The sequence below is a fragment of the Pyxidicoccus caerfyrddinensis genome, from assembly GCF_010894405.1.
In the GTDB taxonomy this organism is placed as follows: Bacteria; Myxococcota; Myxococcia; order Myxococcales; family Myxococcaceae; genus Myxococcus; species Myxococcus caerfyrddinensis.
In genome coordinates this window covers 152,439-167,476 of sequence record NZ_JAAIYA010000007.1, presented here as the reverse complement: position 1 = coordinate 167,476, position 15,038 = coordinate 152,439, and the positions used below count along the sequence as shown (strand labels likewise).

Here is a 15,038-nt window from a genome sequence, read left to right as displayed (position 1 = left end):
CCACGGCCGGACGGAGGGGGGGCGGCCAGCCTGCCTGCCCGGGTGCGGGAGTCGCACCCGTGGTTGACCCTGTGGAGTGGCGATCGCTAGGCTCCCTGCGAACGGACCCTCCCCCACGTGACGACCACTCAACCGAAGCGGCAGCCCATCCCGTTTGGGAAGTACCTCCTTCTCGACCGCATCAACATCGGCGGCATGGCGGAGGTGTGGCGCGGGAAGCAGTTCGGCGCGAGCGGCTTCGAGCGGCTCGTGGCCATCAAGCGCATCCTCCCGAACATCGCGGAGGACGAAGAGTTCATCTCGATGTTCATCGACGAGGCGAAGATCAGCGTCCAGCTGACCCACGCCAACATCGCGAGCATCTACGAGCTGGGCCACATCACCAGCAGCTACTTCATCTCGATGGAGTACATCCCCGGCAAGGACATGCGGGCGATCTTCGACCGCTGCCGGAAGAAGGGCGAGCCCGCGCCGGTGCCGCTGGTGGCCTTCTGCGTGTCCAAGATGTGCGAGGGCCTGGACTACGCCCACCGGAAGAAGGACGGGATGGGGCGGGACATGAACATCGTCCACCGCGACATCTCGCCGCAGAACATCCTCATCTCCTACGAGGGGGAGGTGAAGGTCATCGACTTCGGCATCGCCAAGGCGGCGGGCAAGGCCACCAAGACGCAGGCGGGCATCCTCAAGGGCAAGTTCGGCTACATGAGCCCGGAGCAGATCCGCGGCCTGCCGTTGGACCGGCGCTCGGACGTGTTCGCCATCGGCGTGTGCCTCTACGAGATGCTGACCGGTGAGCGCCTCTTCGTGGGCGACAGCGACTTCAGCGTCCTGGAGAAGGTGCGCAAGGCCGAGGTGCCGCCGCCCTCCACGTACAACCGGCGCATCCCCGAGGCGCTGGAGAAGATCGTCCTCAGGGCGCTCGCGAAGGACGTGGACGAGCGCTACCAGTACGCCAGCGAGCTGGGCGACGACCTGCAGCGCTTCCTCATCACCAGCGAGACCATCTTCAGCCGCAAGGACCTCATGCAGTACATGAAGTCCACCTTCGCGGAAGAGGTGGAGCGCGAGAAGCAGCGCCTCATCGAGTACGCCGACATCAAGCCGCCCGACGGCATGCTGGCCGCCCTGGAGGCCGCGTCCTTCAACAGCACGCCGGGCCAGTCCGCCGCCGCCGCTGCCGCCAATTCCGCCGCCGCCGCCGCCGCCGCGGCCGCCGCAGCGCCGCCCCCCGCGGCGCTTCCGGTGGTACCGCAGGTGGCCCCGCAGCCGCCGCGTGCGACGGCCGCCATGGGCGCGGTGACGTCCAGCGGGAACAACGCGAACAACGGCGTGCGCCGCTCGCCCACGCTGGCCGCGCTGCCCAAGCTGACGGCCGCCACCGCCGCGCCCGCGCCCAAGGAGGACGAGCACCTGGCCACGCAGCTGGTGTCCAGCGACCACGTCTTCGACGACAGCCCCGAGCCCACCACGCAGCCGGGCGCCAACGTCGGCCGTGCCGTCACCCCGCTGGAGACGCGGGCCGTGCCCGCGCGCGAGGACGAGGAGTCCATCACCGGCAAGACGGCCGTGCTGCCGCCCTCGGCGCCGCGTCTGTCCCAGGCGAACATGCCGGTCACGGTGTCGCCGCCGCTCTCGCCCGCCATGCCGCCGCGCGCGTCCATGAGCGTGCCCACGCTGTCGCCGGTGGACGCGCCGCCGCCCACGCTGCGGCCCGGCCGCGGCCCCGAGAGCCAGGGCCTGCCGCGCATCGTTCGCGACGTGCCGCCGCCGGACATGTCGCAGGGCATGGTGCGCACGTCGCTGCCGCCGGACGTGTCGCAGGGCATTCCGCGCTCGGCGCTGCCGCCGGACGTGTCGCAGGGCATTCCGCGCTCGGCGCTGCCGCCGGACCTGGGCCAGGGCATGTCGCGTCCGCCGCCGCCCGTCATGGGCCCGGGTGCTCGCGGCGCCGCCCGGCAGGAGGACGAGGACGACGACCAGGAGCGGCCGACGGCCGCGGTGCCCGCGCTGGCGGGCCGGGGCCTGGACAAGCGCGTGGCGCTCTTCGGCGCGCTGGGCGTGCTGGCGCTGCTCCTGCTGGTCGGGGTCGGCTGGGCCGTCTCGCGGCCGGGCACCGGCTACATCCTGGTGGACCTGCAGGGCGTCCCGGTGGACGCCCGGGGCTCGGTGAAGGTGCTGCTGGACACGCAGCAGGTGACCGTGGGCAAGGACACGGCGCTCCTGCGCGAGGTCCCCGCCGGCCAGGTGATGGTCGTGGTGAGCGCGGAGAACTTCAAGCCCTTCACGAAGACGGTGGACGTCGCCAAGGGCAAGGACGTCACCCCCGTCCAGGTGGTGCTGGAGAGCCTGTCGCGCACGGGGTCCCTGATGCTCGACACCGAGCCCGAGGACGCCGAGGTGACGGTGAACGGCATTGTGGTGCGCCCGCGAGGCCGCAAGGACCGCTTCATCAAGAGCGTGCCCATCACCGGTCAGGAGTGGACTGTGGAGGTCAGCGCTCCGGAGTACAAGACGGCGTCGCAGAAGGTCGCCGTCTCGGAAGATGGCCCGGCCGAGGTGAGCCTCAAGCTGAAGCCCAGGGTGGAGAAGGTGTCCGTCAAGGTCGACTCCAAGCCGACCGGCGCCACCATCTTCGTGGATGGCCAGGACCTGGGAGCGGTCACCCCGGCGGTCGTCCAGGTGCCGGCCAGCACCCGGCAGCTCCAGCTGAAGCTGAAGTGCCACGACGAGGCCGAGGCGGACGTGACAGAGTCGCAGTCGGGGCAGGGACCGGCGACCGCGCGGGCTTCCCTCAAGCGGCAGCGCGGCTGCCGTTAGCCCCACGCCCGCTCCCCTCGGGAGCGGGCGGGCCGGCTCCCCGCAAACGGCGGAGCCAGAGGAGGCGTGTGTGAGCAAGGTGCGCAAGGTCAACAAGGCGGATCCGCTGGCGGATCTGCCCCGCTGGGCGCAGCAGCTGGCCCGGAAGTACTACACGAAGACGGTCAGCACCTTCCTGCTGTACGGGGCCGTGCGCGACTTGCAGCCCCTGCAGATGGAGGACGGCAGCCGCGGCTTCGGCACCCTGAAGACGTTCCTCTCCGAGGAGCTCTTCGGCGGCCGGGACCACGTCCTCTTCTACGACCGCTCGTCCGGCGTCCGCTCCGCCACCCCGGAGACGCAGAAGGACCTGATGCGGACGATGTCCGGCTACGACGCCATGTACGGCACGGACTACGCCAAGGTCATGCCGAGAGATCCGGGCCGGGCGCTCCAGATTCTGGAGAACTTCCTCCGCATGCGCGTGAGCGAGGGCAAGTCCCTGGCGCTCATCATCGACTTCGCGGAGACGCTGGTGCCGGGCGGGGAGATTTCGCACCTCTCCACCGAGGACCGCTTCGTGCTGGCCACGCTGGACAAGTGGGCGCATGACCCGCAGTTCCTCGCGGGCGACGTCTCCGTCGTCCTGCTCGCGGAGAACCTGGCGGACATCTCCCCGCGCATCAGCCGCAACCCCTACGCGGCGCCGATCGAGCTGCCCCTCCCCAACGAGGAGGAGCGGCTGGAGTACGTGCGCTACAAGCTGGAGGGCAAGCGGCTGCAGTCGCTGTCGGACGTGCCGCTGGCGGGCCTGGCGAAGATGACGGCGGGCCTGTCCCGCATCAACCTGGACCGCGTCCTCACCGAAGCGCTGGAGCGCGAGATTCGGATTACTCCGGAGCTCCTCAAGGAGAAGAAGAAGGAAATCATCCAGGCGGAGTGCCACGGCCTGCTGGAGTTCATCGAGCCGTCGCACTCGCTGGACTCGGTGGCCGGGCACACCAAGGCCAAGGAGATGCTGCGGCAGGCCGCCAGCGCCCTGAAGAAGGGACGCATGGAGGTGATGCCCATGGGCTACCTGCTCACCGGACCGGTGGGCACGGGCAAGACGTTCATGGTGAGCTGCTTCGCCGGGGAGATTGGCATCCCCGTGGTGAAGTTCCTCAACTTCCGCAGCCAGTGGCAGGGCGTCACCGAGTCCAACCTGGAGAAGATCTTCAACCTGCTCAAGGCCCTGTGGCCGGTGGCGGTGATGATCGACGAGGCGGACACCTTCCTGGGCAACCGCGACTCCGGCGGTGACTCGGGGACGAGCAGCCGCGTGTTCGGCTCCATCGCCTCCTTCATGGGCAACACGCAGTACCGCGGCAAGATTGTCTGGTTCCTGATGACGGCCCGCCCGGACCTGCTGCCCATCGACCTCAAGCGTCAGGGCCGCGCGGAGGAGCACATCGCGCTCTTCTACCCGCAGTCGGACGCGGAGCGGGACGAGCTCTTCCGGGTCATGTCCAAGAAGACGGGCGTGGCGGTGGAGGGCGTGGACTCGTTCGCCGCGCTGATTCCGGAAGGCATCCGCGCCTTCAGCGGCGCGGACATCGAGGCCGTCATGGTGCGCTCGAAGTTCCGCGCGCTGGCGGCGGGCCGCGAGTCGGTGGGCAAGGACGACGTGGCGGCGGTGCTGGCGGACTTCGTGCCCCCCAGCTACCCGCTCGAAATCGAGCTGCAGAACCTGGTGGCGGTGCAGGAGTGCACCAGCCGCGAGCTGCTGCCCGAGGGCTTCCGCAAGCTGGACCGCGACTTCATCACCCGCCGCGTGCGCGAGCTGAAAGCGCTGCTCGAAGGGTAGCCGGAGCGAGCCTCAGGACACCGGCACCGGGACACCCAGGTGCGGGTCGTCCACGTGCTCCACGATGGCCACGCGGTCCCCCGCGGAGAGCGCGTCGTGGAGCACGAGCACCGCCTCATTCGAGTGACGGATGCAGCCGTGGGACACGTCCGAGCCCAGCAGGGCGGGGGCGTTGGTTCCATGCAGCTCCTCTCCCGAGTGGCGCCCGTCCGCCCAGGACAAATCGAGGATGCGCGCGCCGAAGACGTGCCGGTCGTTCCAGAGCCGCGCGCCCGCGGACTCAGCGGCGGCCTGGTCAAGCTTCGAGCGCACGACCTTGAGCCCCGTGCGCGTGGGCGTGGCGGCGGTGCCGGTGGCGTTGGGGAAGATGTCCACGAGGCGCCCCTCCGGGTCGAAGAGGAAGGTGCGGTGCTCGCGCAGGGCCACCACCACGCGGACGGGCTGGCCGTCGTAGAAGGCGGAGGGCAGGCTGCGGGACTGGCCACGTGCGCCCGGAGCGGGGGCCAGGGCGTCCAGCGCGCGCAGGGTGGCGGCGTCCAGCGAGCCCGTGGGCCGCACGGTGGGGAAGGTGCGCGAGGCGTGGACCTGGAAGTTGCGGAGCGCCCGCTCGGTCTGCTGGCCATAGCGGCCATCCGCGCCGCCGTGGAGCGAGAAGCCCAGGTCGAGCAGCGCCGACTGCACGGCGCGCAGGCCGTCTCCCTTCGTGCCCGGCCCCAATACCTGTTGCCCCGAGGCCACGTCCGCGAGCTGCGGCAGGCCGGTGAAGCGGGCGTTGGACGGCGGCTCCGGCAGGCGGGGCAGGGCGGCAGCGAGGTTGGCTCCCGAGGACTCCAGCGCGCGGGCTTGCGGCGGCATCCCGTACGACGGACGGCCATCCAGCGGTTGGCTGGCGTTCGCCTGACGCGGAGGCGGCCTGGGCGCGACGGGCGCGACGCCTTCCGTCGGAGGCACGTCCTGCGAGGCGGGAAGGGGAAGCAGCGAGCGAGCGTCCTGCGGCGGAAGGGTGGTGGTCATCCCCCGCCGCAGTGCAAATCACCCGCCCGGCGTCAGGGCGCGCTCAGGTTGAGCAGCTTGCCCGTGGGGATGGTGCGGTGGTCCTTGATGTTGTTCCACCGCATGATGTCCTCGACGGAGACGCCGTAGCGCTGCGCCACGGACCAGAGCGTCTCACCCTCGGCCAGCGCGTGCGTCCGGCCGGCCGCCTTCGCCGCCACCGTCTTCGCCACCACCGTGCCGGAGCGCTCCTGCACCTGCGCCGTGGCCGCATTCCCCTCCGGCCACACGTACAGCAGCGAGCCCACCTGCAGCGTCGGGTTGCGCCGCGTCAGGTTGTTCCACTTCTTGAGGTCGTCCACCGACACGTTGAACTTCGTCGCCACCACCCAGAGGCTGTCGCCGGACTGCACGCCGTACGTCACCCGCGTGCGGCCGTTCAGCTTCTCCGTCTTCACCGGACCCGCGGCCACGGGCCCCTTGGGCGCGCCCGCCGGCACCTCGTCCTCGGGCCGCACCACCACGCCGCTGCGCCGCGCCTGCGCCACCTTGCTCGCCAGCGCGCCGCCCGTCGTGCCGCCTCCGCCGCCCTTGCCCGTGGGCACCGGAATCACCAGCTCCTGGCCCAGCTTCAGCGTGCGCGCCGACTTGAGCTGGTTCATCTGGAGGACGGCCTCGGACGCGGTGCCGTACTTCTCGGCAATCTGCGACAGCGTGTCCCCGCGCTTCACCTTGTGGACGCGGAAGGCCAGCCGCTCGGCGGGGGCCATCTTCTTGTAGTTCTCCGCGAAGGTCGTCCCCGCGCCCCGGGGCACCCGCAGCTGGTACGGGTTCTTCGTGCTCGCCGGCGGCGTGCACCAGCGGCGCAGCTCCGGGTTCAGGTCCTGCACCAGCTTGACGCTCACCCCCGCCGCCCGCGCCACCACGTCCAGGTCCGCCGCGTCCGTCAGCTCCACCTCGTCGAACTCGAGCACCGGCTCGGGCTCGAACTCCTCCTCGGCGAAGCCGAACGCGCTCGGGTTCTTCGCCACCAGCGCCGCGGCGATGAGCTTGGGCACGTAGTGCTTCGTCTCCTTCGCCAGCCCGCGCTCCTCGGAGAGCACCCAGAAGTCGCTCGTGCCGTGCCGCTCCACCATCCGCCGCACGCGCCCGGAGCCCGTGTTGTACCCGGCCCACGCCAGGTACCAGTGCCCCAGCTCCCGCTTGAGGTCCTTCAGGTACGACGCCGCCGCGCGCGTGGCCTTGATGGGGTCTCTGCGCTCGTCCACCCAGAAGTCCTGCTTCAGCCCGTACTGCTTGCCCGTGCTGGAGATGAACTGCCACGGCCCCGCCGCGTGCGCCCACGAGTACGCGTTGGCCGAGAAGCCGCTCTCAATCATCGCCAGGTACACCGTGTCCTTCGGCAGCCCGTACTGCTCCAGGATGGGCTGCATCACCGGCATGTACCGCGCGCCGCGCGACATCCACTTGCGGAACCAGCGCCGGCCCGGGCCCTGGAAGAACTGGATGTACTGGGCCACCAGCGGCTGCATCTCCACCGGGATGTCGTAGCGGTCCTGAATCTGCGCGACGTCGAAGTTGGCCAGGTCGGTGATGAGCGGCAGCTCCGCGGGCGTGTCGTCCTCGCGGAACGTCGGCTCGTCCAGCGCGTCCAGCATCCGCATCCGCAGCGGGTTGGCCAGCCCCAGCCGCCGCAGCGACTGCATGACCTCCGCGTTGGGACGCGCCTGCGGGTCCAACGCGGCGCCCTCCAGCGCGCGCATCTCCTCCAGCTCCGCGGACTCGGCTTCCACCTCTTCGCTGGTGGCCTCTTCTTCTTCGGGCGCGGGCTCCTCGGCGGCGGTGGGCTCACCGCCCGCGGGAGGGGCCTCGCCCGTCAGCAGGCGCTTCTCATCCGCGGCCAGCACCCGCATGCCGGGAGGAGGCGGGGGCATGGGAGGAGGGGCGCCCTCCGAGGCTGGGAGCGAGGCCAGGGCGAGCAGCAGGAGCGGAAGAGGCGGCATGGAGTCGCGAACCCAGAAGCGCCCAGAAGCAGGCGGAGGCCGAAGTATTCGCGCTTTTTCTTGACAGTCAAACAACGAGTCGCGCCGTGTGGCTCATTCGTGGACGCCGCGTGGGAGCAAGCGTCCAGGCGAGCACGACCTACGGCGTGGACTTCCCGCTCCCCACCGGCTTTCCGTGCCCCGGCCCGAGGATTCGCGGCAGGTAGGTCGCGAAGTCGAAGTGGGGCGAGTTCTCCGGGTTGTGGCAGGTGATGCACACCGACTGGCCCGGCGAGGCGATGATGGTGTCCTTGGACGGCGCGTCCGCGTGCTCCGAGCCCGGGCCGTGGCAGCTCTCGCAGCCCACGTCCTCGCGGCCGGCCACCTTGTCCAGGCGGCACACGCCGCCGGGCTGCTCCCAGCCCGTCACGTGGCAGCTCACGCAGTTGAGGTGGAACTGCTTGCCCTGCGCCTCCAGCGTGTCCCACGCGTGGGAGTGCTTGGACTTCTCCCAGACGGGGAAGGCCTCCTCGTGGCAGGTGCGGCACGTGTCGCTGCCCACGAAGGCCGCCTGGCCCTTCTTCGGTGCGGGGCAGTCCTGGCCGTGCTCCTTCGCCCACGCGAGGTTCATCTTCCCCACGTCCGCGTCGTACGCCGCCACCAGCGCCTGCGCGTCCGGATTCGAGGGCAGGCCGGACTCCAGCGGGACGAAGCGCAGCGTGAAGCCGTTGGTGTCGCCGGGGGGCGCGGAGGGCGCCGTCAGGAGCGCCTGCTTGCGCGCCACCAATTCGTCCCGCTTGCCCTGCTTCAGCGCCTTCAGCTTCGGGTCCACGCCGGGGAGGTTGATGTCCTTGTCCAGCAGCGCGAGCCGCTGGTCCAACGCCGCCACCTCGCGCTCGGTGTCGCCCTGGCCCTTCAGCAGGGTGAAAGCGCCCGGCTGCGGCGCGTAGCCCAGGTCCACGCGCAACAGCGAGCGTCCCTTGCTCTGCAAGGCCACCACCGGCACCGTGGCGCGCACCAGCTTGTTCTGCTCGCCGCTGAACTCCGTGGCGGTGCGGGTGGCCACCACCACGTCCGCCTTCAGGCCCGGCCGGTCCACCGCGGCCTGCGCCGCGTCCAGCGTGGCGTCCAGCAGGGCCAGCACGAAGTCCGCCCCTTCCGCGCGGGCCCGGGCGCTGGCCTCCACCAATTGCTCCGGAGTCTCGGCCGCCACCACGCCCACCTTGCGCGCTCCCGCGGGCAGCACCTTCACCGCGCCGGGCGCCAATTCCGGGAGCCCCAGGCCCTGGCGGAACTGCACGCCGCGCGTCTCGTCCAGCGGGCCGGTGGCGCGCACGGCCAGGCCCATCAGCCGCATGGCGTCCGACAGGGCCTTGGCCTTGCGCTCCTCCTGGGGCACCTGGCCGGGCTTCAATTCGGGTTCGCCGAAGAGGCTGTTGCCGCCGTCGATGTAGAGGACGGGCAGGGGGCCCTTGCGCGCCTCCAGCACCTGCGAGGCCGCGCGGGCGATGCCGCCGCGCATGTTCTCACTGCAGCCGCACGGGCCCAGGTAGCCGCGCGTGTCCGCGGAGACGAAGAGGATGGCGCCCGGGGCGCTGTTGGACGCCGGGGCCGCCGCGCTCGGTGTCGCCGCGGTCGTGCCGGCTTCGGGTGCGGCGGGCGACGCCGACTCCTTGCGCATGCACCCGGCGAGCGACGCGCCCAGCAGCGCGGCGACGAGGACGCGGCGCATGGGGTTCACCAGAGGATGCTCTGCACCAGTTCGTCGATCTTCTCGCCCATCGCCTCCAGCCCGTTCACCTTGGACAGGGAGCCGTCGGCGCCGACCTGCTCGGCCAGCTTGGACAGCTCGTCGTCGGGGAGGCTGGAGAACAGGACGATGGGGATGTCCTGCGTGCCGTACTCGTTCTTGAGCGTGCGGCAGATGTCCGTGCCCTTGGCCTCGGGCATGTGGATGTCGGTGAGGATGAGGTCCGGCCGCCAGCTCTGGAGTGTCTTCTCGAACTCCATCAGGGTCGAGGTGGCGACGACCTCATAGCCCCGCGCCTCGAGCACCGCCTTCTCCATGGCGAGCGTGATTTCGCTGTCGTCAATCAGGAGGATTCTTCGCTTCTCGGACACGGCGACCTTCCTTGGGGCCGTTTCTATCCTACCCCCACCCGGCGCACCAACGGTTTCCCAAGCCCTGAGATGAGGCCGCATGCTCCCAGGTTGGCCTGTCCACCGTCGCACGCTCGGCCGCCCGAGGGGTAGGACCCGGTTCTTCCGGCGTGACGCCCGAAAAGGAGTATGGAAGGACCCCATGATGCACCGTGACAGTCGGGGCCTGAGAGCCCTCGTCCTCGTCTGCGTCCTGTGGAGCCTGCCCGCCGCCGCGCTCAACAATGGCCTGGGGCAGCCTCCGCCCGAGGTGGACCGGCAGACGCCCCATGCCACCGTGCAGGGCTTCCTGGCCGCCGCCCATCGGGGGAACTATGCGCTGGCCGCCCACTACCTGGACCTGGACTTCATCCCCCGCGCCGAACAGCCGGTGCGCGGCGCCCAGCTCGCCCGCCGGCTGAAGTTCGTGCTGGACCGGAAGCTGCCGGTGGACCTGTCCTCCCTCAGCAAGGCCCCCGAGGGGGAGCCGCCCAACTCCCGGACGCAGCAGCTGGGCACCATCCCCCTGGAGGGCGCCAACGTCTCCATCCGCGTCCAGCGGGTGACGTCGGAAGGCGCGCTGGTGTGGGTGTTCAGCGAGTCCACGGTGCGGCAGGTGGACCCGCTCTTCGCGGAGTACGGCCCCCGCGTCGCCGAGTTCCTGCCGCCCGTCTTCTTCTCCAACCCGGTGCTGGGGTTGGAGCTCTGGCAGTGGCTGGGCCTGCTGGTGACGCTGCTGGGCGCCCTGGTGCTGGCGGTGGTGGTGGAGCGGCTCATGCTGGCGTTCGCCCTGCGGCTGGCGCACTGGACGCGCTTCACCTGGGACGACGACCTGGTGGCCGCGGGCAAGGGGCCCCTCAAGCTGGTCGTCTTCGCGGCGCTGCTCGCCGCCGGCACCTCCTTCCTGCGTCTGCCACAGCCGGTGCAGACGTTCTTCAACCGGGTGGGCTACTCGCTGGGCGTCACCTCCCTGGCGTGGTTCATCCTGCGCTTCCTCCGGGTGTCCGCTGCCTTCGTGCAGAAGCGGGTGTCGGTGGAGATGAAGGACGCCTCGCGCGCGCGCAGCGTCAGCACCCAGCTGGTGGTGCTGCGCTCCATCTTCGAGGTGGCCACCTACGTCATCGCCGCCGCGCTGCTGCTCATCCAGTTCGAGGTGGTGCGCAGTGTGGGCGTGTCGCTGCTGGCCTCCGCCGGCATCGCCGGCCTGGTGCTCGGCCTCGCGGCGCAGAAGTCCATCTCCACGCTGCTGGCCGGCATCCAGCTCTCCATCACCCAGCCCATCCGCATTGGCGACCAGGTGGTGGTGGAGAACGAGTTCGGCACCGTGGAGGAAATCACCCTCACCTACGTGGTGCTGCGCGTGTGGGACCAGCGCCGCATGGTCATCCCCATCACCCAGTTCCTGGACAAGCCCTTCCAGAACTGGAGCAAGGGGAGCTCGGAGATGCTCGGCGCCGTCACCCTCCAGGTGGACTACTTCACCGACATCAACGCCCTGCGCGCGGAGCTGACGCGCATCCTGGAGACCGATGGGCGGCAGATGTGGGATGGCCGGGTGGGCAACGTGGTGGTGCTGGAGGTGGAGGACCGGACGCTCACCGTCCGGGCCCTGGTGAGCGTGGCCAACTCGGACCTGCTCTTCGACCTGCGCGCCCTGGTACGGGAGCGACTGGTGGAGTTCCTCCGCGGCAACCCGCAGTGGCTGCCGATTACGCGCACCGAGGCCCGCCAGGTGCCCTCACCGCAGCCCTCGGCGGAGGGCAAGACGCCCCCCGCTCCCTCGACGCCCCCCCGGGCCTGAGGGAGGGTCCGGGGCACGAGGTGCAGGGAGTCCTTGCCTGCCGGGCAGGGGCCCTTGAATATTCGGCGCAGCGCGCCGTCAGAGCGCACGAATTCACGCACCTACTGCTCGGGGGAGTCTTCGAGATGAAGCGTCATGCCAGGTTGTGCGGGGCCCTCGCGTTGCTGGCCGCCGCCGCGCCACTCACCGCCGGCGCGCAGGAGCGCGGCCGCACGGATGGTCCCGAGGAGTCGGAGTACGGCAAGGGTGGTTACGACGACCCGGGTGGCCGGGGCGTCTCGCTCCAGCTGGACTGGGGCGCCGCCGTCAACTCCGTGGAGTCGCCCCGGGGCGCCCCCGAGGGGCCGCCGCTGTACGTGGGCGCCACCCTGTCGCTGTGGGGCGATGACTGGTTCCAGCTCGACATGAGCGGCGCCTACGTCTTCGACGGCGGCCGCTTCATCGGCATGGTGGGCCCGCGCTTCCGCACCTGGGGCTGGCCCGTCGTCTTCACGGCGGGCCTGAAGGCGGGCGCCATCGTGATTCCCGAGGGCGAGGGGCTGCGCTTCGGCATCGAGCCGAACGTGGGCGCCGAGTTCTTCCTGGGCGACGAGAACCACATCCTCCTCGGCCTCAACTACATGCCGGACATCCCCATTGGCGGCGGCGGCGTCACGCACCGCATGGGTATGTCCGTCGGCTACAAGTTCTAGAGGGGGTCCACCATGCTTGCCCACATCCTCGCCGCCACCCTCGCGGTGGCCGCCAGCCAGGCCCCCGTCGTGGCTCCCGCCGGCCGCGGAAGTCCGCAGATTGCCCTGCCGTTCCCCACGGGCGACGTGCAGACCTACAACATCATCCAGTGGGACCCGAACCAGCTCCCGCGCATCTACGAGCGCTCCGACCAGCTCCCGCTCACCGACGAGGAGCTGACCAAGCTGTCGCAGGCCGGCTTCGAGCCCGCGCAGCTGGTGAAGATGATTGAAGAGCGCCGCTGCGCCTGCGACGCCAGCGCCGACGGCCTCATCCGCCTGAAGAAGGCGGGCGTGGACAAGAACGTGCTGGCGGCGGTGTCCCGGCACGGGCTGGCGCCCAACCGGGCGCTGGACCTGCTGGTGACGCTCGACTTCACGGGCGAGAGCCGCGTCGCGCGCGAGGCGTTCCTCTACTTCTTCGTGGACGACGGCGACGTCACCCGCGTCTTCACCGCCAACATCCCGGAGCTGCTGCAGCGCCGCAACAGCCACGAGACGATGGTGGACCGCAGCGACATCGTCATCGCCCGCACCGTGCGCCGCGTGCAGCTGGCGGGCAAGGTGCAGCTCAAGACGTACGGCCCGCACAAGGTGCTGGTGGCCGCCAGCGGCAGCCCCACGCTCACGCACCCCTCGCAGCTCAATGACCAGGAGCGGGCGAAGTCGCAGACCTACACCTTCGACTACCCGCGCGCCTCGCTGCAGAGCCTCTGCCGCCTGACGGCCGGCTACCGCCGCGACGCGGTGCTCAACTACAAGTGGAACTTCGAAGGCAGCCGCTTCGAATGCGAATGGAACTAGGAGTCAACGCACCATGAACCCCCACCGCCTGCTTCTGTCCGCCTGCCTCGCCCTCACGCTCTCCGCGTGCTACGGCCCGCGCGCCTATACGCGTGGCACGTACGAGGACCCGAATACCATCGAGATGCTGTCGGACCGCTTCAACGAGAACGACCTGCAGCTCATCGCCAAGAAGATGGCCAACTCCCTGGCCGAGTCCGCGCGCTTCCAGCAGCCCCGGCAGGACGGCTCGCTGCCCATCGTCCTCGTGGGCAAGCTGAAGAACAGCACCTCCGAGCACATCGACATGCGCTCGCTGGGTGACAAGATTCAAACGGCCCTCGCGCAGACGGGCCGCTTCGCGCTGGTGGACCAGGCGGCGCGCCAGGACATCGCCGAGGAGTATGAGTACCAGCAGTCCGGCTACGTGGACCCGAACGCCGCCAAGGGCCCGGGGCAGCAGACGTCGGTGGACTTCCTGATGACGGGCGACCTCGCCTCCATCATCCAGGAGGTCGGCAACGACAAGCTCGTCTATTACAAGATGACGGCGAAGCTGAGCAACGTGCGCACCGGCCTCATCGAGTGGACGGACGAGAAGCAGATCCGCAAGAAGTTCGAGAAGCAAGGCGTCAGCTGGTAACTCCATGAGCTTCTTCACTCCTGGCCCGTCCCACCGCATCCGGTGGGGCGGGTTGGTGCTATTGAGCCTGGTGCTCCTGTCCGGCTGCGCGGGTGACTACGTCGCGCGCACGCGCGGCGTCCGCATGGCGTACCAGTCCGAGGACTACGCGCGCGCGCTGGACGCGCTGGAGGCCGCCGCGAAGGCGGGCGTGGAGAAGGACCGGCTGCTGGTGCTCCTGGACAAGGGCATGGTGCTGCACTCCGCCGGGCAGTGGACGGAGAGCAACACCGTGCTGGAGCAGGCCGAGCGGCTCAGCGAGCAGCTCGACGCCGTCTCCGTCAGCGAGGAGGCCGGGGCGCTCCTCACCAACGAGCGCCAGCGTGCCTACCGCGGGGAGGACTTCGAGAAGCTGATGATCTCCGTCCTCCAGGCGCTCAACTACGCCGAGCTGGGCGAGGACGAGAGCGCGATGGTGGAGGTCCGCCAGGTCAATGACCGCCTGGAGAAGATGGTCTCCGACGAGAAGAAATCGTACGAGCAGCTCGCGATTGCGCGCTACCTCGGCGGCGTCCTCCGCGAGGACCAGCGCGACTGGGACGGGGCCTACATCGACTACGCGAAGGCGTACGCGCTGGAGTCCTGGCCCGGCGCGCTGGTGGAGCCGCTGTTGAGGGTGGCGAAGCAGGCGGGCCGGGACGACGCGTACGCGGAGCTCTTGCAGAAGTACCCGGACGTGCCGCACGCGCCGCTGGCGCCGGGCGAGTCGCAGCTCGTCGTGGTGGTGGAGGCGGGCCTGTCGCCGGAGAAGCAGAGCGCCTCGCGTGACTCCGACGGCGGCAACCTGATTGAGGTGCCCGCGTACCGGGACCGCGGCAGCGCACCGGTGGTGCGGGTGTCGCTGGGCGAGGAGTCGCAGCGGGCGGTGACGGTGACGTCGATTGCGAACGTGGCGCGCGTGCACCTCAACGAGCGCCTCGGCCGGATGCTGGCGAAGCAGCTCGCGGGCGTGGCGGTGAAGGCCGGCCTGGCGGCGGGCATCGGCGCGCTGACGAAGAGCGACGAGGCGGGGGTGCTCACCTTCCTGCTGCTCAACGCGGTGAACGCGCCAGACCTGCGTTCCTGGTTGTCCCTGCCCGCGGAGTTCCAGGTGGCGCGCTTCCGGGTGAAGGGCGGCAGCCACACGGTGCGTGTGGAGGCGCATGGCCGGACGACGGAGCACACGGTGGACGTGAAGCCCGGCCGGGTCGGGGTCATCGTCGTCCGGCGCTACTGAGCGGCGCTTCACGAAGCACGGCCCGGCGGTCGGATTCCAGATTCGCGAATCTGGAATCCGATTGAG

At 70.2% G+C, this 15,038-nt stretch carries 11 protein-coding genes; 7 read left to right on the top strand and 4 right to left on the bottom strand.

Going from position 1 to position 15,038, the window contains the following annotated elements:
* Positions 1-117 precede the first annotated feature (117 nt).
* Positions 118-2,820 (top strand): serine/threonine protein kinase, encoded by a 2,703-nt coding sequence (locus tag G4D86_RS18460; RefSeq protein ID WP_163995292.1) that lies wholly within the window; start codon positions 118-120, stop codon positions 2,818-2,820.
* Positions 2,821-2,890: 70 nt separating this feature from the next.
* A complete protein-coding gene (locus G4D86_RS18455; RefSeq protein ID WP_163995291.1) occupies positions 2,891-4,645 on the top strand; it encodes an ATP-binding protein in 1,755 nt (584 codons plus the stop codon).
* Positions 4,646-4,657: 12 nt separating this feature from the next.
* Here the strand turns inward: G4D86_RS18455 and G4D86_RS18450 are convergent, their stop codons facing one another.
* The 4 genes from G4D86_RS18450 to G4D86_RS18435 form a co-directional block, all read right to left on the bottom strand.
* Positions 4,658-5,659: a L,D-transpeptidase family protein gene (locus G4D86_RS18450; protein WP_163995290.1), complete on the bottom strand. Its 1,002-nt coding sequence runs from the start codon at positions 5,657-5,659 to the stop codon at positions 4,658-4,660.
* Between the two features lie 32 nt (positions 5,660-5,691).
* Positions 5,692-7,572 carry a LysM peptidoglycan-binding domain-containing protein gene (locus G4D86_RS18445; protein ID WP_420821860.1) on the bottom strand — a complete coding sequence of 627 codons (1,881 nt, stop codon included), beginning with the start codon at positions 7,570-7,572 and terminating at the stop codon, positions 5,692-5,694.
* A gap of 208 nt (positions 7,573-7,780) precedes the next feature.
* Positions 7,781-9,352: a cytochrome c family protein gene (locus G4D86_RS18440; RefSeq protein WP_163995288.1), complete on the bottom strand. Its 1,572-nt coding sequence runs from the start codon at positions 9,350-9,352 to the stop codon at positions 7,781-7,783.
* Between the two features lie 5 nt (positions 9,353-9,357).
* On the bottom strand, positions 9,358-9,741 hold the full coding sequence (locus G4D86_RS18435; RefSeq protein WP_120202605.1) for a response regulator: 384 nt from the start codon (positions 9,739-9,741) through the stop codon (positions 9,358-9,360).
* 181 nt (positions 9,742-9,922) lie between these two features.
* Here G4D86_RS18435 and G4D86_RS18430 point away from each other — a divergent pair, with 181 nt between their 5' ends.
* From G4D86_RS18430 to G4D86_RS18410, 5 genes are all read left to right on the top strand, one after another.
* Complete coding sequence (locus tag G4D86_RS18430; RefSeq protein ID WP_163995287.1) at positions 9,923-11,560, top strand: mechanosensitive ion channel family protein; 1,638 nt, start codon at positions 9,923-9,925, stop codon at positions 11,558-11,560.
* A gap of 125 nt (positions 11,561-11,685) precedes the next feature.
* Positions 11,686-12,252 carry a hypothetical protein gene (locus G4D86_RS18425; protein ID WP_163995286.1) on the top strand — a complete coding sequence of 189 codons (567 nt, stop codon included), beginning with the start codon at positions 11,686-11,688 and terminating at the stop codon, positions 12,250-12,252.
* A 12-nt stretch (positions 12,253-12,264) separates the two neighbouring features.
* On the top strand, positions 12,265-13,095 hold the full coding sequence (locus G4D86_RS18420; RefSeq protein WP_163995285.1) for a hypothetical protein: 831 nt from the start codon (positions 12,265-12,267) through the stop codon (positions 13,093-13,095).
* A 13-nt stretch (positions 13,096-13,108) separates the two neighbouring features.
* Positions 13,109-13,717: a penicillin-binding protein activator LpoB gene (gene lpoB, locus G4D86_RS18415; protein WP_163995284.1), complete on the top strand. Its 609-nt coding sequence runs from the start codon at positions 13,109-13,111 to the stop codon at positions 13,715-13,717.
* Between the two features lie 4 nt (positions 13,718-13,721).
* Positions 13,722-14,972: a COG3014 family protein gene (locus G4D86_RS18410; protein ID WP_163995283.1), complete on the top strand. Its 1,251-nt coding sequence runs from the start codon at positions 13,722-13,724 to the stop codon at positions 14,970-14,972.
* The last annotated feature ends 66 nt before the right edge of the window (positions 14,973-15,038 follow it).